Origin of the sequence: Proteus vulgaris, from assembly GCF_023100685.1 — a bacterium.
Classification (GTDB): Bacteria; Pseudomonadota; Gammaproteobacteria; order Enterobacterales; family Enterobacteriaceae; genus Proteus.
Genome location: NZ_CP090064.1, coordinates 577,841 through 596,770, shown reverse-complemented (window position 1 = coordinate 596,770; position 18,930 = coordinate 577,841). Strand labels below are relative to the sequence as shown.

Sequence of the window (18,930 nt, the reverse complement as noted above, 5' to 3'; positions counted from 1 at the left end):
ATATATTGAATCTATGGAATGATAACCCAAAAATGAATTGGCGCAGTGGCGAACATTCAGAAATCTAATTAAGAGAGGCTATTTTTCATTATTTTATTTGATTTAACTGTTTATTTTCTCTCAACGAGCCTATCCGAGATATATGCATTCATAAAAATAATACAAAACCAAGTAACATAAACGATAGAGATAGCAACGATAAATAGACCTTATTAGAAAAAATGCAATTTGTCTTTTTTTATACAAAATGTATAAAAACAATAAAATTCCAAAATCAATATATTCATTAGAATAACTCACTATCCGTTTTTATCATTAAAGGATGAGATAAAGCTAAATCGCTGAAATAAAGTGATATAGCTCACATTAAAAAATCACTCCCTTACTATTTTAAAATAGAATAATTTATTTATTAATCAATATTTTAAAATAAAAATTTCCTTATCTGTTTTATCTCAGTCAAATATCCCTACACATTGACCTGATTTTTATTTATCGATAAGTTGAAAAGGCATTGCATAGCAATATAAAAAACACACCAAGCTAGGCAAACACAACATCACCCGACTGAGTACCCATAAATTTACCTACATACTTTGAGCCAAAACGTTCCTTTTGCGCTCTTTTTTGAGGTGCCCAGCAAACTAAGTAGGAAGCAAAAAATGCTCTATCAAAAGACACAGGAAAAAGACAATTGTGGGTTTGGATTGATCGCGCATATTGAAGGGCAAGCCAGCCATAAGATTGTCAGAAATGCCATACATGGTCTCGCCAGAATGCAACATCGTGGCGCTATTCTTTCTGATGGTAAAACCGGCGATGGTTGCGGATTACTCTTACAAAAACCAGAGCGTTTTTTCCAATTAGTTGCACAAGAAAAGGGCTGGCATTTAGCAAAAAATTACGCCGTAGGAATGCTATTTTTAAGCCAAGATCCCAATATTGCCACACAATGCCGTCTTATCGTCGAAGAAGAACTACAACGTGAAACACTTTCAATTGTTGGCTGGCGTAAAGTTCCTATCAACACAGATATTCTAGGCAGCATCGCTCTTTCTTCACTTCCTTTAATCGAACAAGTCTTTGTTAATGCTCCCGCAGGCTGGCGGATAAGTGATATTGAAAGACGACTCTTTGTTGCCCGTAGACGAATTGAAAAGCGTATCACTGACAGTGATTTTTATATTTGTAGCCTCTCCAATTTGGTGACGGTTTATAAAGGCCTTTGTATGGCCATCGATTTACCGCGTTTTTTTACCGATCTGGCTGATCTACGCATGGAATCTTCAATTTGTTTATTCCACCAGCGCTTTTCCACTAATACCACACCAAGATGGCCACTCGCCCAACCCTTTCGTTATTTAGCACATAACGGTGAAATTAATACCATCACAGGTAATCGCCAATGGGCCAGAGCCCGCGCCTATAAATTTCATACCCCGCTGATCCCTGATCTACAAAGTGCAGCTCCTTTTGTGAATGAAAGTGGCTCAGATTCAAGTTCACTCGACAATATGCTAGAGCTTTTTCTCAATGGAGGTATGGATATTGTTCGTGCTATGCGGTTACTCGTTCCTCCTGCGTGGCAAAACAATCCTCAAATGGATGATGATTTACGAGCGTTTTTTGATTTTAACTCAATGCACATGGAGCCTTGGGATGGTCCTGCCGGTATTGTGTTATCAGACGGTCGTTATGCCGCTTGCACTCTTGATAGAAACGGTTTACGCCCAGCTCGCTATGTGATCACCACGGATAACATCATTACTTGTGCTTCTGAAATTGGTATTTGGGATTATCAACCTGATGAAGTACGAGAAAAAGGACGTGTTGGCCCCGGTGAACTAATGGTAGTCGATACTCATCATGGCCGTATTTTACATTCAGCTGAAACCGATGAAGATTTAAAAAGGCGTCATCCTTATAAATTGTGGCTTGAACGTAACGTTAAACGTTTAACGCCATTTGAAGCACTACCAGAACAACAAGCAACCGGCCAACGCGCCTTTGATGACACATTATTAGCAACATATCAAAAACAATTTGCATATAGCCAAGAAGAGTTAGAAAACATTTTGCATGTACTTGCAGAAAACGGACAAGAAGCCACAGGTTCAATGGGTGATGACACGCCATTTGCTGTACTTTCTCAACGTCCACGTCTGATTTATGACTACTTTAGACAGAAATTTGCGCAAGTTACTAATCCACCAATAGACTCATTAAGAGAAGCCCATGTCATGTCTTTGGCAACATGTATTGGACGTGAAATGAATGTGTTTTGTGAAGCTGAGGGCCAAGCTCATCGACTCAGTTTTAAATCCCCTATTTTACTCTATAGCGATTTTCAACAACTTATTAATCAAGAAAGCCCTTATTACCGCGCAATTCATCTTGATATCACGTATCAACCAATAGGATCTAACCTAGAAACAGCCTTACACCAATTATGTGTAAAAGCACAACAGGAAGTTCGCAACGGTGCTGTTTTACTGATTTTATCAGATAGGAATATCGCAAAAGAGCGACTACCTATTCCTGCGCCTATGGCGGTTGGTGCAGTACAAAAAGCATTAGTAGATAATAACTTACGCTGTGATGCTAATATTATTGTCGAAACGGCCAGTGCCCGTGATCCACACCATTTCGCTGTATTACTCGGATTTGGTGCTACCGCGATCTACCCTTACCTTGCTTACGAATCTTTAGCTCAACGTGTTGATAAAAAAATCCTGCAAGGCTCTTATGCTCAAATGATGCTGAATTACCGTAATGGTATAAATAAAGGCCTGTATAAAATCATGTCTAAAATGGGCATTTCAACCGTTGCCTCTTACCGTTGCTCTCAGCTTTTTGAGGCGGTCGGATTAAACGATAACGTTGTTAATCTCTGTTTTGCGGGTGTTGATAATCGGATTAATGGCGCTGACTTTAGTGATTTTGAACAGGATTTATTTAATCTGTCTAAACGGGCTTGGTTAACTCGTTATCCTTTAGAAGCCGGAGGTTTATTAAAATACGCCCATAAAGGGGAATACCACGCTTATAACCCTGATGTCGTTCAAGCATTACAGAAAGCTGTAAATAGTGGGGAATACACCGACTATCAACACTATGCAAACCTTGTACAACAACGCCCAATAACAACATTGCGCGATATGTTAGTGCTTAATAACAAGGCAACAGCCATCTCAATTGAAGAAGTCGATCCTGAAACCGAATTATTTAAACGCTTTGATACTGCAGCGATGTCAATTGGCGCATTAAGCCGAGAAGCGCATGAAGCCCTTGCGCAAGCAATGAATACCTTAGGTGGTTTTTCGAATTCTGGAGAAGGCGGCGAAGATCCGACACGTTATGGCACCAATAAAGTATCACGGATCAAACAAATTGCTTCTGGCCGCTTTGGTGTGACCCCCTCTTATTTAATGAGTGCTGATGTTTTACAAATCAAAGTGGCACAAGGAGCAAAACCAGGTGAAGGCGGACAACTTCCCGGTGATAAAGTGACACCTTATATTGCGCAACTGCGTTATGCCGTACCCGGTGTGACCCTAATATCACCACCACCCCATCACGACATCTACTCAATTGAAGATTTAGCCCAGCTTATTTTTGATTTAAAACAGATAAATCCAACGGCGCTGATTTCTGTAAAATTGGTTTCAGAGCCAGGTGTTGGCACCATTGCTACTGGTGTTGCAAAAGCTTATGCCGATTTGATCACTATTGCAGGTTATGACGGTGGGACAGGAGCAAGCCCATTAACCTCTGTAAAATATGCTGGAAGCCCGTGGGAATTAGGTTTGGTTGAAACACAACAAGCGCTAGTGGCAAATAATCTACGTCATAAAATTCGTTTACAAGTCGATGGTGGATTAAAAACAGGTTTAGATATCATTAAAGCGGCGATCTTAGGCGCAGAGAGTTTTGGGTTTGGTACAGGCCCCATGGTGGCACTAGGCTGCAAATACTTGCGCATTTGTCATTTAAATAATTGCGCAATGGGTGTTGCAACCCAAGATGAAACACTCCGTCGTAACCATTATCACGGATTGCCTGAACGCGTTATTAACTACTTTCGTTTTATTGCGCAAGAAACTCGTGAGTTAATGGCATTACTTGGTGTGAGAAAAATCACGGATTTAATTGGTCGAACTGATCTGCTTTCATGCCTAGAAGGCGTTAGCAGTAAACAGCAAAAGCTCTCTTTAAGTGGACTGTTAGAAACAGTAACGCCACCATCAGGTTATGCGCTTTATTGTCAGGAAAACAATAATACTTATGATAAGGGCGAATTAAACCAGCGCATTGTTACTCAAACCCTTCAAGCCGTTGAGCAACAAAAAAGCCAAACCTATTATTTTAATATTCGTAATACTGATCGTTCTGTTGGCGCAACATTATCTGGCATTATTGCTAAGAAATATGGCGAAAGTGGCTTATCTGCAACCCCGATTAAACTTCATTTTACAGGAACAGCAGGTCAAAGCTTTGGTGTATGGAATGCACAAGGCGTTGAATTAACCTTAGTGGGTGATGCCAATGATTATGTAGGAAAAGGCATGGCGGGAGGACGTATTGTTATTTCTCCCCCTGTTGGCTCTGCCTTTAAAAATCACCATGCCACGATTATGGGTAATACCTGTCTTTATGGTGCCACAGGTGGAAAGCTTTATGCATCAGGTTTAGCTGGTGAGCGTTTTGCTGTAAGAAACTCTGGGGCAATTGCCGTGGTTGAAGGTGTCGGTGATAACGGTTGTGAATATATGACAGGTGGCATTGTCTGCATTCTGGGCAAAACTGGTATTAACTTTGGTGCAGGAATGACGGGTGGATTTGCCTATCTGTTAGATGAAGATTCAACATTATCACAACGGATCAATGCCTCATCTATTGAGTTGCTTCCTGTAGCATCCTTTGCCATTCTCGCTGAACATTTACGAGGCATGATTGCAGAGCATGTAAGATTAACAAGTTCACAGCAAGGTGAAATGTTACTTTCACAGTGGGAATATTGGTCACAACACTTTAAATTAGTTAAACCCAAATCCAGTGATGTCAATGCGTTACTCGGTCATCCTCGTCGTTCATCCGCTGAATTACGCGTTCAGGCACAATAGGAGAATATTATGAGTCAGAATGTGTATCAGTTTATCGACTTAAATCGTATTGAGCCGACCAAAAAACCATTAGCTATTCGCAAAATTGAGTTTATTGAAATATATGAGGCTTTTTCACCGCAACAAGCTTCTGCGCAAGCTGATCGCTGTTTAGGCTGTGGTAATCCATATTGTGAATGGAAATGCCCTGTTCATAATTACATCCCCAACTGGTTAAAGCTTGCAAATGAAGGGCGCATTATTGAAGCTGCTGAGCTTTCCCATCAAACAAACAGTTTGCCTGAAATTTGTGGTCGTGTTTGCCCTCAAGATAGGCTTTGTGAAGGAGCCTGTACACTCAATGATGATTTTGGTGCCGTAACGATTGGTAATATTGAACGTTACATCAATGACACCGCTTTAGCACAAGGATGGCGTCCCGACCTTTCTCACATCACAATGACAAATAAAAAAGTTGCAATTATCGGTGCAGGCCCTGCGGGTCTTGCCTGTGCAGATGTCCTTATTAGACAAGGTGTGAAACCTGTTGTTTATGATAAGCACCCTGAAATTGGTGGCTTACTTACATTTGGTATCCCTTCGTTTAAGCTCGAAAAATCGCTGATGATCCGACGTCGTGAGCTATTTAGTGAAATGGGGATTGAATTTTGCCTTAATACTGAAGTTGGTAAAGATATCACTCTAGATACCCTTATTACGCAATATGACGCTGTTTTTATTGGATTAGGTACTTATCACAGTCTAAGTGGTCATTTTTCCAATGAAAAGGCAGAGGGTGTTTATAGCGCACTGCCTTATTTAATTGGTAATACTCGTTATTTAATGGGATATAACGAAGATCCTCAAACACCTTATATTGACCTTAAAGATAAAAATGTTGTCGTATTAGGTGGCGGTGATACGGCAATGGATTGTGTCCGTACAGCCATTCGACAAGGTGCAAATAAAGTCACTTGTGTTTATCGCCGTGATGAAAGCAATATGCCGGGTTCAAAACGTGAAGTAAAAAATGCCAAAGAAGAAGGCGGTGAATTTTTATTTAATCTCCAACCTATGGATATTGAAGTCGATAATCAAAATAAAGTGGTTGGTATCCGTGTTATAAAAACTAAAAATGATAGAACATTAATTCCTATTGAAGGCAGTGAACATGAATTACCTGCCGATGCTGTTATTCTCGCATTTGGCTTTAAACCTGCACATTATCCATGGTTAGATGAAAATAATATTGAATATGCCTCTTCAGGACGAATTATTATTTCAAACAACCAAGAAATACCTAATCAAACAACAAATCCTAAAGTATTTGCTGGGGGAGATATTGTCCGAGGATCTGATCTTGTAGTAACAGCAATAGCTGAAGGAAGAGAGGCAGCAGAAGGCATTTTGCAGTATTTATCCTGTTAAATATCATTTATTTTTGATATTTAAAATAACAATTTCTCTTGCTAATTATCCCATTTAATTTAAGTGGGATAATTTTATTAATGTTTTATTACTATAAATAAATAATATTTAAGGATCATAAAAGTATCCCATAAATAATCATTCTCATTACCATTTAATATAAATTATTGAATAATATTTTGATAAAAATAGATATTCTTTTTTGTATCAAAATAACACTCTTAACCTATAGTAAATATAATTTGTTTTCGTATTTTTTACTTTATCTCTTTTTATTTAACTTTTCCGTCATCTTTTAATGATAATTGTTTTACAGCATTTGTTAATAACATCACAGTCTAAAAAAATAGATTTTATTTCGGCTATTAAATTTGATAACAATCAAATATTGTCAACCTACCAACTTCATAATGGAGTCACCTAATAACTTTACAGAAAAATATAATTTATTGATGTTAGGTTCGTTTTCACAATTAATAGTATTGTCATAATTAACTAGGGGATCACTATGGTGATGCAACTGATAGCAGTAGCCGTTATTATTGTAACTGTCTATTTGCTAATAAAAAAATATGAAACCCGAATGGTGCTAATTGGTGCGGGCTTATTACTCTGTATTTTAAGCCTAACCCCATTAGATGCGTTTACCGCATTTAGTGAGCGCATGGTGTCTTCATCATTAATTCAAGCAATCTGTTCGAGTATGGGTTTTGCTTATGTTATGAAATACACCAAATGCGACATGCATCTGGTTCATGTTTTATCAAAAGTAATGACTCGTCTGGGCTTCTTCCTTATTCCAGCCACTGTTGTCGTAACATACTTTATTAATATCGCAATCCCATCAGCAGCAGGTTGTGCGGCTGCGGTAGGTGCAACACTCATTCCATTATTAATCGCGGCACGTATTCACCCAGCTATCGCAGGTGGTGCAGTGTTATGTGGTACCATCGGCTCAATGCTAAGCCCAGGTATGTCGCATAACGCCTTCGTTGCTAACATGGCAAATATGGAAGTGGTTGATTTAATCGCTCGCCATAGCCCATACAGCTTAATGGCTGGTGGTATCGCTGCAGTTTCACTGGCCGTTGTCGCTTTAGTGAAAAAAGAGTTCAAAATGGCTTCTGCTACTGGTGATGCATCATCTTCATCAGCACAAGCAACGCCAGAAGCTGTTCGCCCTAACTATTTATATGCAACAGCACCTTTCATTCCATTAATCCTGTTAATTCTGCCATTCTTTGAGACATTCAGTACATTTAAACTGTCTGTTCCTGCGGCAATGTTAATCGGTTCTATCTATTCCCTGTTCATCACATTAACTAACCCTGCTCAAATTACCAAAGAGTTCTTTAAAGGTATGGGTAATGCTTATGGTGATGTATTAGGTATCATCATTGCAGCGGCCGTATTCGCAGCAGGTCTGAAAGCATCTGGTTTAATCGACGCGTTCATCAACTTCTTGACTCACTCTCCTGAATTTGCTCGCTGGGGTGGTACTTTAGGGCCGTTCTTAATGGGTATTATCACAGGTTCTGGTGACGCAGCAGCATTCGCATTCAACGAAACAGTGACACCTCATGCTGCACAATTTGGTTATGAAATCCCAGACATGGGTATGGCTGCGGCTTTATCTGGCGCATTAGGCCGTACAATGTCACCACTGGCAGGTGCAGCGATTGTTTGTGCTGGCCTTGCAAATGTTAACCCTATGGAAATCGCAAAACGTACTGCACCAGGTATGATTATCGGCGTCATCGCTGTTGCGTTATTCATGTTATAAGTGGAGAAATGAATATGTCAGCAATTACACTAGAAAAATTAATAAAATGGCGTCGTGAGTTTCACCAATACCCAGAAATTGGTTGGTCAGAATTTTTAACCACAGCGAAAATTGTCAAAGAATTACGTAGCTTAGGTTTAGAAGTTAAAGTTGGCCCAGACGTTATCAATCAAGAGTTTGCTTTTGGCCGCCGTCGTCAAGTTGTTGAAAAAGGCCTAGCTGTTGCAAGAGAGCATAAAGTTGATGAAGCTCTACTTGATGAAATGAAAGAACTAACAGGTTGTGTGGCTATCTTTGATAGCGGAAAAGCAGGTCCAACTGTAGCTCTGCGTTTTGATATCGACTGTGTGGGTGTTAACGAAGCAACAGAAGCTAAACACCGTCCTCATGCCGAGAACTTTGCTTCTTGTCACGCTGGCGAAATGCACGCCTGTGGTCACGATGGACACATTTCTATCGGTTTAGGTGTTGCTCACTGGTTAGTTGAAAATAAAGATAAAGTTGTTGGTAAAGTTAAAATCTTATTCCAACCAGCTGAAGAAGGTGTTCGTGGTGCTCGTGCGATGGCTGAAAGTGGTATCGCAGATGATGCCGATTACTTCTTAGGGGCGCACTTAGGCTTTATCGCAAATAGTGGTGAAATTGTTATTAATCCAACACATTTCTTATGTACTACTAAATATGACTTCCGTTTTAAAGGTGCGCCATCTCACGCAGGTGCAGAGCCAGAATTAGGTCGTAATGCATTAGCTGGCGCTTGCCACGCAGCAACACAAATGCTGGGTATTTCTCGCCATGGTAAAGGGATGTCACGTATCAACATCGGTGTATTAAAAGCCGGTGAAGGCCGTAATGTCACTCCAGCTAATGCTGAAATGCAAATTGAAGTTCGCGGTGAAAATGAAGAGATCAACAGTTTTATGGCTGCCAATGCAGTACGTATGGCTGAAGGTGCAGCGCATAGCTTCCAGTTAGAAATGGAAAGCGAAATTATGGGTGAAGCCGTTGACCTCACAAACGACCAAGAACTCATTGATGTCATGACCAAAGTCGTTGGTAAACATGCAGAGTTAACCGCCGTTGCTACTCGCCCATTTGGGGGAAGTGAAGATGCGACTGTATTAGCAAAACGTGTACAACGCTGTGGTGGTAAATCACTGTATTTCGTTGTTGGTGCCGATAGAACTGCAGGTCACCACCAAGCAGGCTTTGATTTCGATGAAAAACAATTAATGACTGCTGTTAATCTTTACACAGGCTGTTTAGAAGAGCTACTGAAATAGTTTTTCAGTAATGCAATTCAATAAAGCGCTCTATAGCAATATAGAGTGCTTTTTTTGTACATAAAAAAAGCCCAGTTCAAGTAAACTGGGCTTTTCATTCATACAAATAAGATACTCTCTTATTTCACAACACGTAATGACGGACGGCCTGTTGGACGAGGTGGCTCAGGATCATCATCCGGTGAAGATGTATCGGTTTCTACCGTACCATCAGTGACAAGCGATAAGCCTTCATTAACAGGCGTTAAAGTATTCTCTTCACTTTCATCTTCAGCAAACTGTAATGATGCACCAGATTCATAAGCTGGCTCTGGCTCAAACATCATTCCCGCACCGTTTTCTCTCGCATAAATAGCCATAATAGCAGCCATAGGCACTCGCACTTTACGAGGTATGCCACCAAAACTTGCACTAAATAAAACCTGATACGGTGTTAACTCTAAGCTATCTACAGCACGAGATGAAATATTTAGTACAATTTGACCGTCATGCGCATATTCCATTGGAACTTGAACACCATCAATATTCACATCAACAACTAAATGTGGTGTTAATTCGTTTTCAATGATCCAGTCATAATGCGCACGTAATAAATGCGGACGACGCGGAGACATATCCATAATCTCCATACTTTATTACCCTCTTGAAGGTAAGCGCATCTCACGCTCTGCTTCGGTTAATGAGGCGAGGAAAGAATCACGCTCAAAAACACGTTGCATATAAATTTGTACATCTTTAGCACCTGCACCACTTAAATCCACGCCTAATACTGGTAAACGCCATAGAAGCGGAGCTAAATAGCAATCTACCAAGCTGAATTCTTCACTCATAAAGTAAGGATATTCTTTAAACACAGGCGATACAGCCAGTAGCTCTTCAGCTAACTGTTTGCGAGCTGCATTGGCTTGTTGTTCTGTTCCTTTCTCAATGGTGTTCATTAGAGAATACCAATCATGCTCGATGCGATGCATCATTAAACGGCTGCTACCACGAGCAACTGGATAAACTGGCATTAAAGGAGGATGAGGGAAGCGCTCATCAAGGTATTCCATGATGATACGTGAATCATACAGAGTCAGCTCACGATCGACCAAAGTCGGCACACTTTGGTAAGGGTTCAGATCGATAAGATCCTGTGGAAGATTACCAGCTTCAACCTGTTCAATTTCAACACTGACACCTTTCTCCGCTAGGACAATTCTGACCTGATGGCTGAAAATATCAGTCGGACCGGAAAACAAAGTCATTACCGAACGTTTGTTGGCAGCGACAGCCATGAAAACCTCCAAGTTAATCAATTAAAGAAATGAATTGGCACAATACCTTTTCCATTTCCCCATTCCTAAAAGACAAGCACACAAACGCAGTTAACTTAAATAAGTCTCTAAGTTATTAACTACATTGGGTAACTACCTGTATAAAAAGTGTTATCGCGGGATAATCTTATTCTACAGAGTTAAAAACTCACCTGTCTTTGCGGCACATATCATTATCAAGTAATACCAAAATAATCATTCAACAATCATTATTGTGATAATAATTTTGGTATTGCTTTAAAATGAATAACAGACACTATTGTTGATACACCATCGGCAACATTGTGAAATTAGAGAAAGAAAGACACCGAAGTCCGTTATTCTACCAGAATTCATGTTACTTAGGGGGGCTCATGCAAATAATTCAATATAATATGCCACATTGCCTTAAAAGTAAGATTATAATATTAAAAAATAAAATTATTTAGATTAAATATCCAAAAAATGGGTTTTTTAATCGTTTGGTTATCTTACATAACACCTGTTTTCGTGACTATCGTCTTAATACATTAGCAAGATTATGTTTTTATTATCAATAAACACAAATTAATCAAAAATAAAAAACCCGCCTGTGAAGACGGGTTTTCAACATCAAATTGATATCTAAAAGATAACAAATTAACGTTTAGAGAACTGTGGACGACGACGTGCTTTACGCAGACCCACTTTCTTACGTTCAACAGAACGCGCATCACGGGTAACGAAACCAGCTTTACGCAGATCAGAACGTAGAGTCTCATCATATTCCATCAGTGCACGAGTGATACCGTGACGGATCGCGCCAGCTTGACCAGAGATACCACCACCTTTAACAGTGATGTATAAATCTAATTTACCCAGCATATCAACTAATTCCAGCGGTTGACGAACAACCATACGTGCTGTTTCGCGGCCGAAGTAAACTTCTAGGCTACGTTTGTTGATTACGATATTACCGCTACCTGGCTTAATGAAGACACGTGCGGAAGAACTTTTGCGGCGACCTGTGCCGTAGTATTGATTATCAGCCATTGCCTATTATCCCGATTAAATGTCCAGAACTTGCGGTTGTTGTGCCGCGTGGTTGTGCTCAGATCCTGCGTAAACTTTCAGTTTACGATACATCGCACGACCCAGTGGCCCTTTTGGCAGCATGCCTTTTACCGCGATTTCGATTACACGCTCAGGACTACGGGCGATCATCTCTTCGAAAGTCGCTTGTTTGATACCACCTACGTGACCCGTATGACGGTAGTAAACTTTGTCAGTACGTTTGTGACCAGTTACGGCTACTTTCTCAGCGTTTAAAACGATGATGTAGTCACCAGTATCAACGTGCGGAGTATATTCCGCTTTGTGCTTACCGCGTAAACGGCTAGCAATTTCAGTTGCTAAACGGCCTAAAGTTTTGCCGTCTGCATCAACAACATACCAGTCGCGTTTTACGGTTTCTGGTTTAGCTGTAAAAGTTTTCATTATTGAAAATTACCCAATGTTTAGTTACACGTTGGTGAACGCTCGGTTCAAATACTAATGAGGTTCACACGACTCTTGTGTCCAGCAAACCTACCCCTTCGAGTAGCACTGCTGACTCTAAAATGCGAGTTTTTTGGGAAATAAAAAACTTGCTGCAACGTGGGGTCGCAAGATTATAGAGAAGTCAGAAAAAAAAATCGAGTCATAATTGAAAAACAATTGAATTCTTTTTCAATATTTCAGTGAAAAAAACGAATTTAGCACTTTTTTCTGATTTGACTGATAAATTCTTGCTACCTGAAGAGAAGAATTGTTCCTTTCCAGAGCGTTTGTAAGCTGCCTAATGCTTTCTATTTTCATATAAAAAAACATCAAGCAACTTAACCTGCGCCATCCTACCATAATGAAAGATGACTTTCTTCAAGAATTAAACATTAAGCAAGATGAGGTTGCACCAAATATTCTTCACTTTGCATCTCTTGCAAACGAGAAAGGCAACGCTGATATTCAAACTGTAAAAAATCACCTTGGTAAATCGCATTCATTTCAACATCGGCATTGATAATCAGTTTCACTCTACGTTCATAAAATTCATCAACTAATGCTAAAAACCGACGAGCAACATCTTCATTTAACGCGTTCATTTGCGTCATTTCATGTAATAGAACTGTATGATAATGCTTAGAAAGCTCGATGTAATCAAGCTGGCTACGCGCTTCCACACATAAGGTTGCAAAATTAACTGCCAGTACACCATTAGCGACTTTTCTGACTTTCATCGGCCGATGATTAATGGTTAAAGTCACATCGGTTTGTGGTTCACTGGTGACTAAGTGAGAAAAAACCCTCTCCATTTCTTGACGGTTTTTATCACTTAATGGGGATAAGAAAAGATGTGCTTGTGTTAACGTTCTTAAACGATAATCAATACCTGCATCAACATTTAAAATGTCGCAATGATGTTTGATTTGTTCTATTGCAGGTAAAAAACGAGAACGCTGTAATCCGTTGCGATAAAGCTCGTCAGGAGGAATATTCGATGTTGCGACTAGAGTGATCCCTCTGGCAAATAACGCTTCTAATAACGTGCCTAAAATCATGGCATCCGTAATATCAGAAACAAAAAACTCATCAAAACAAAGTACATCTGTTTGTGCTTTAAAGCCATCAGCAATAATTTCTAGTGGATCTTCTTGTCCTTGTAAACTTTTTAGTTCTTCTTGAACACGTAACATAAAACGATGAAAGTGGAGTCGCAACTTTCGCTCTGTTGGTAAACTTTGATAAAACATATCCATAAGCCATGTTTTACCTCGTCCCACTCCGCCCCACATATATAAACCACGTTCTGGTGCAACAAGCTGTTTTTTTGTGCGAATTCGCCCGAACAATCGTTGTGTTAACGAATTTTTTTCTGGTGGAGTCTCTTTTAATAATGCATGGTATATCTGTTGAAGATGGAGAACAGTTTTTCGCTGAACATCGTCAGGTTGATAATCACCTTGCATCAATGCGGCTTCATAAAGTGATAACGGCGTACTAACAGTCATGAATGCCCTCTTATCCTTAATTTTCTGACATACTAGGTTGTGTCTGTCGAATGTCTCTATTATAAGCATTAAGAATTGTTTTAACATCAACGTAACACAGGAATTTCATATTAAGCTTAAGGATATTATTCCACCCATGCCTTTTAGCGGTTATGATGTTATAAGAATCCATCGTCCTCACTATTAGATGAAAAGGAGTTGCCATGGTTTGGGTTTATGCACTGATTGGATTAGTTGTAGGTCTTATTATCGGCGCACTCGCAATGCGTTACGGTAACAGCACCCTTCGCCAACAAGATGCTATAAAAGCAGAGTTAGATACAAAAAAAGAAGAACTGGATACTTATCGCAATGAGCTTGTCAGCCACTTTGCTAGAAGCGCTGAACTATTAGATAACATGGCGAGAGATTACCGTCAGCTTTACCAACATATGGCAAAAAGCTCTAATGAGCTCATGCCAGATATGCCAGCTCAAGATAATCCATTTAATTACCGATTAAGTGAATCTGAAGCAGCAAATGATCAATCCCCAATAAAAATGCCACCTCGTGATTATTCCGAAGGGGCATCTGGATTGTTCAGACCTACAGATAAAAAAGACAATTAATACTAAAACGCCACATTTATTGTGGCGTTTTTCTTTCTATTAAATACCATAAAATGGCAATTATTTGCTATGGTTTTAAAGATAGCTTTTGTCTTGTAAATCCGTGTAAAAGAAAGCAAAGTGCATCATGTCTTAATGAACTTTCCTTTGTTAGTACAGGTCTTAATGACATCGTGCTCATTTTGAGCAATAAATTTTATTTTGATAACTGTATCAAGAGACTCTAATTCATGTTGACTAAAAAAAGAAAATTATTACTTAGTGCATTAGCAATGAGTGTCGGACTTTCACTCTCAACTATCCCAGCAACCAGCATGGCTGCATTACCTGCAGTTATGCCGTCGGGAGAACAACTCCCAAGCCTTGCACCTATGTTAGAAAAAGTGCTACCAGCCGTTGTCAGTGTGCATGTTTCAGGAACACGAGTACAAAGCCAACAAGTGCCTGAAGAGTTTAAATTTTTCTTTGGTCCTAACTTTCCATCACAACAACAAAGTATTCGCCCTTTTGAAGGCTTAGGCTCAGGCGTCATTATTGATGCACAAAAAGGCTATGTATTAACCAATAACCACGTTGTTGATGGTGCAGATAAAATTCAACTACAAATTAATGATGGTCGTGAATTTAGCGCCAAATTAATTGGTAGCGATCCACAAACAGATATCGCCTTACTGCAAATTGAAAAACCAACAAATTTAACAGCAATAAAAATGGCGGACTCAGACCAACTGCGCGTTGGTGACTTTGCTGTTGCTGTCGGTAATCCATTTGGTTTAGGTCAAACCGCAACATCCGGTATTATTTCCGCGTTAGGCCGTAGTGGCTTAAATCTTGAGGGTTTAGAGAACTTTATTCAAACAGATGCTTCTATCAACCGTGGTAACTCTGGTGGTGCATTAGTTAACTTAAATGGTGAGTTAATCGGAATTAACACCGCTATTTTAGCACCAGGAGGCGGCAATATCGGTATCGGCTTTGCAATCCCAAGTAATATGGCACGAGATCTTAGCCAACAACTGATCTCTCATGGCGAAGTTAAACGTGGTATTTTAGGTATTCGTGGCACAGAAATGAATTCTGATCTGGCGAAATCCTTTAATATTGATGCACAACGTGGTGCTTTTGTCAGCGAAGTTTTACCTGATTCATCCGCAGCAAAAGCAGGTATTAAACCGGGTGACGTTTTAATTTCTGTTGATGGAAAACGTATCAATAGCTTTGCAGAGTTACGAGCTAAGGTTGGAACAACACCTCCAGGTAAAGAAATTCTGATTGGCTTAATCCGTCAAGGTAAACCAATGGATGTCAAAGTGACATTAGAGAAACAATCAGCAGATGCAACACGCGCAGATAACTTCTCTCCTGCACTACAAGGCGCCACATTAAGTAACTACTTAAACAAACAAGTCAAAGCTGTTGCTGTAGATTCTGTAGAGAAAGATTCAGCGGCGGCGGCATCTGGTTTACAGAAAGGCGACCTGATTATTGGTATCAATAATACGCCAATAGCATCATTAGGCGATTTACGTAAAGCCATTGATGCTAAACCCCCTGTTCTTGCATTAAACATACAGCGTGGTAATGATGAAATTTACCTGCTGTTACGTAATACACCGCGCTAAGAAGTAAGCTTTCACCTATCTAATTTATTGATTTCCTTAGCCCTGTAATATTGATTATAGGGCTTTTTTTTATGTTAATTTTTGATAAGAGTCATTAGCTTAAAATAGGATATTATGCACTGAGCGATGCTTTCATAAGTTAAACTATGCTATTCTCATCACTGCTACGCAAATAATCTCACGGTCAGACATAAATACAGGATTTTTATGTTAACTAAGTTACTGCGATCGACACTGATTGGCCTTTTAACAGCAGCAATTCTTTTGATTGCAGTCCCTTCGATTCGTCCTATTTTTATTGAACACCTTATTAATGGTGATTTTCTCAATGCGCCGTTTAGCTACAATACGGCGGTACGTCGTGCTGCCCCTGCAGTCGTCAATGTTTATAGCAGTACCATGGGAAGCTTTTCTCAAGAAGGTCGCGAACTGACCTCTTTAGGTGCTGGCGTTATTATGGATGGGCGAGGTTATATTCTAACAAATCAACATGTTATTAATAATGCTGATCAGATTATTGTTGCATTACAAAATGGTGATCTTTATGAAGGCTTACTTGTTGGTTCCGATCCTTTAACTGATTTAGCCGTTTTAAAAATCGATGCAGAGAAACTTCCGACGATCCCTATTAATAGTAAACGGATCTCACATGTAGGAGATGTTGTACTTGCTATTGGTAACCCATTTAATATTGGGCAAACCATTACTCAAGGGATAATTAGTGCAACAGGCCGGGTGGGGTTAAGTCCAACACGTTACCAAAATTTTCTACAAACAGATGCCTCAATTAATGAAGGCAACTCAGGTGGAGCACTTATTAATACAGAGGGCGAACTTGTGGGTATTAATACCATGACGTTTGACTCAGGAACCTACAATGGGTATCGCCCAAGTGCTGAAGGCTTAGGCTTTGCTATTCCAACCGAATTGGCTGTAAAAATCATGAATAAACTTATCCGTGATGGTCGTGTTATTCGTGGTTTTATCGGTATCACAGCTAAAGAATTACCAAGAATTCGCTCGTCAAATACTGATATTAAACAAATCCAAGGGCTACGTATTTTCCGGATCTCACCAAACAGTCCAGCAGATAAAGCAGGCATAAAAACAGGTGATATCATTCTTAGTATCAACCATGCTCCTGCAACTTCTGCCATGGAAATGATGGACTATATTGCAGAGACTCGCCCCGGCACAGTATTGCCCGTTACGTTATTACGTGAGGGTAATGAATTAAATGTTGATGTGACTATTTCGGAATACCAACCAGAATCGTAACTCACACATAATCTCCCTATAACCCGCTAATAGGGAGATTTCATATAAAATGTCGCACTTTGTAAGCAACTTTCTTGAAAACTTTCTGTATTACGATAATCTTCTAACGTGCTGTGATTACAACCGCTATATTCGCCTTCTTTAGTACCATCATTTTGCCAGCCACAAACCGGACAGATCTCAAAAAAGGCCTCATCTTTGTCTTTAAAGACAAGATAATGACAAGCAACACAACTCACTTCGAGTGGAAGGTGACAACTGCGTTTCTCTATCAAAGTAATCTCCTATTACAACAACGAATAAAGCGAAATTTTATTCATTTTTATTCGGTTTATTCGCGAGTGAATTATGTTCAACAGCATGCCAAATTTTTTCAGCTTTCCGTCCAATTAAAACCAATGAAATCGCTAAAATAAAGAAGAAAATCGCACTGTGTAAGCTATCCCAGAAATATTCAAAAAAACGAGTGTAAAGATTAATACCTAGGAATGTCAGGCCAAAGCCTCTTAACATGCCATCATCGGTTTTAAGACTGATATAGATACAAATAACGGAAACAATACCAAATAACAGTGCCCAAGGTAACAAATTCACACTTGAAGTACGATACCAAGTATCAGGATCATAATTACCAAAAATAGACATTATCCATAACGCAATAAAGAGATAAGTAAGTCCCATTATTTTTGTCATGGTAAATAAACGACGGTGTGCCAACACATTTTGTAAGAAATAACAGCCCGCTAATAATACTGCACCAAAGAGAACGAAACGAATAGGATAGTTCATCCCTAACCAATAAGCGCCCCAACCTGACATATAACCCGTTTCAGCGCCAAACCAATTCCCTAACATCAGTAAGAAAAATAACCACACCAACGAGGAACGACTGATAAAACCAATCACACCATAAATCACACAACCAATTAAAAAGAGAGGGGCAATATGACCACTTCCCGTATCCAGCAATTCTCCTAGTTGCCAAAGAAAAATAGCGGTAAACATCACACCTAAAAAGAGAATAAATTCAGTACTGTAATGCCATTGTGTTTCTTTTCGCTGACGTTTAAATCCCCAAAAATAAAGTATGCAGGCAATAAGTGCTGGAGATATCACACGCATAATTTCAGAAACACTAAAAATTTCAATTAAATAATAAACTAATGCGCTATCACTAAAGATACTACCAACAGCAATAATCAAGCACGCAATCGCTATCCAAAACGCGTAACGACTCAACCGTTTCCAATCAAAGGGAATGCATTGCAACGTACTTCCTAATTGCTGATGTTCTTGTTCTGAAATCTCACCAGATTGCTGCCATTTATCAAGTGCTTGGCGAATAAGGCGTTCTTGTTTCCTTGTTACCTGCATATTTGTTCCTTTCTTTCAGCTCATCGCGTTTTTTCTAAAATAGGTTTATTTTTCTTACTGTATCTTGCCACGAAAGAAATGCCTTATGAATTATCTGATTATTATCATTAAAAAATAATAAACATGTCACA

14 protein-coding genes are annotated in these 18,930 nt (G+C 39.5%); 7 read left to right on the top strand and 7 right to left on the bottom strand.

Translation table 11 applies throughout. The annotated features are described in order from the left end of the window. Window positions 1–662: 662 nt before the first annotated feature. From gltB to LW139_RS02910, 4 genes are all read left to right on the top strand, one after another. The gene (gltB, locus tag LW139_RS02925) at window positions 663–5,123 is read left to right on the top strand and encodes a glutamate synthase large subunit (RefSeq protein ID WP_247850603.1); all 4,461 of its coding nucleotides are present in this window, start codon (window positions 663–665) and stop codon (window positions 5,121–5,123) included. Between the two features lie 9 nt (window positions 5,124–5,132). Then, window positions 5,133–6,530: an FAD-dependent oxidoreductase gene (locus LW139_RS02920; RefSeq protein ID WP_247850602.1), complete on the top strand. Its 1,398-nt coding sequence runs from the start codon at window positions 5,133–5,135 to the stop codon at window positions 6,528–6,530. Window positions 6,531–7,038: 508 nt separating this feature from the next. After that, window positions 7,039–8,313: a C4-dicarboxylate transporter DcuC gene (dcuC, locus tag LW139_RS02915; protein WP_166539194.1), complete on the top strand. Its 1,275-nt coding sequence runs from the start codon at window positions 7,039–7,041 to the stop codon at window positions 8,311–8,313. A 14-nt stretch (window positions 8,314–8,327) separates the two neighbouring features. Then, window positions 8,328–9,596, top strand: coding sequence for an amidohydrolase (locus LW139_RS02910; protein WP_072069755.1), 1,269 nt, complete (start codon window positions 8,328–8,330; stop codon window positions 9,594–9,596). 119 nt (window positions 9,597–9,715) lie between these two features. Here LW139_RS02910 and sspB read toward each other — a convergent pair whose 3' ends face one another. The 5 genes from sspB to zapE all read right to left on the bottom strand — a co-directional run bounded on the left by sspB (window position 9,716) and on the right by zapE (window position 13,917). Beyond that, window positions 9,716–10,225: a ClpXP protease specificity-enhancing factor gene (sspB, locus tag LW139_RS02905; RefSeq protein WP_166539195.1), complete on the bottom strand. Its 510-nt coding sequence runs from the start codon at window positions 10,223–10,225 to the stop codon at window positions 9,716–9,718. A gap of 6 nt (window positions 10,226–10,231) precedes the next feature. Then, on the bottom strand, window positions 10,232–10,873 hold the full coding sequence (sspA, locus tag LW139_RS02900; RefSeq protein WP_023582862.1) for a stringent starvation protein SspA: 642 nt from the start codon (window positions 10,871–10,873) through the stop codon (window positions 10,232–10,234). Window positions 10,874–11,530: 657 nt separating this feature from the next. Further along, entirely contained in the window at window positions 11,531–11,923 is a 393-nt protein-coding gene (gene rpsI, locus LW139_RS02895; protein ID WP_004245284.1) for a 30S ribosomal protein S9, read from the bottom strand. Window positions 11,924–11,938: 15 nt separating this feature from the next. Beyond that, window positions 11,939–12,367 carry a 50S ribosomal protein L13 gene (rplM, locus tag LW139_RS02890; protein ID WP_006535327.1) on the bottom strand — a complete coding sequence of 143 codons (429 nt, stop codon included), beginning with the start codon at window positions 12,365–12,367 and terminating at the stop codon, window positions 11,939–11,941. Window positions 12,368–12,801: 434 nt separating this feature from the next. Beyond that, window positions 12,802–13,917 (bottom strand): cell division protein ZapE, encoded by a 1,116-nt coding sequence (gene zapE / locus LW139_RS02885; protein WP_166539196.1) that lies wholly within the window; start codon window positions 13,915–13,917, stop codon window positions 12,802–12,804. Between the two features lie 203 nt (window positions 13,918–14,120). On the opposite strand from zapE, the gene zapG reads away from it, so the two are divergent. The 3 genes from zapG to degS all read left to right on the top strand — a co-directional run bounded on the left by zapG (window position 14,121) and on the right by degS (window position 17,425). After that, window positions 14,121–14,525, top strand: coding sequence for a Z-ring associated protein ZapG (gene zapG / locus LW139_RS02880; RefSeq protein WP_036933053.1), 405 nt, complete (start codon window positions 14,121–14,123; stop codon window positions 14,523–14,525). A gap of 230 nt (window positions 14,526–14,755) precedes the next feature. Next, entirely contained in the window at window positions 14,756–16,147 is a 1,392-nt protein-coding gene (gene degQ, locus LW139_RS02875) for a serine endoprotease DegQ (protein WP_166539197.1), read from the top strand. Between the two features lie 207 nt (window positions 16,148–16,354). Further along, the gene (degS, locus tag LW139_RS02870) at window positions 16,355–17,425 is read left to right on the top strand and encodes an outer membrane-stress sensor serine endopeptidase DegS (RefSeq protein ID WP_109409270.1); all 1,071 of its coding nucleotides are present in this window, start codon (window positions 16,355–16,357) and stop codon (window positions 17,423–17,425) included. Between the two features lie 26 nt (window positions 17,426–17,451). On the opposite strand, the gene LW139_RS02865 is transcribed toward degS, so the two are convergent. Continuing rightward, entirely contained in the window at window positions 17,452–17,700 is a 249-nt protein-coding gene (locus tag LW139_RS02865) for a CPCC family cysteine-rich protein (protein WP_109409269.1), read from the bottom strand. 37 nt (window positions 17,701–17,737) lie between these two features. Further along, window positions 17,738–18,799 carry a DUF2157 domain-containing protein gene (locus tag LW139_RS02860; protein WP_247850601.1) on the bottom strand — a complete coding sequence of 354 codons (1,062 nt, stop codon included), beginning with the start codon at window positions 18,797–18,799 and terminating at the stop codon, window positions 17,738–17,740. Window positions 18,800–18,930 lie beyond the last annotated feature (131 nt).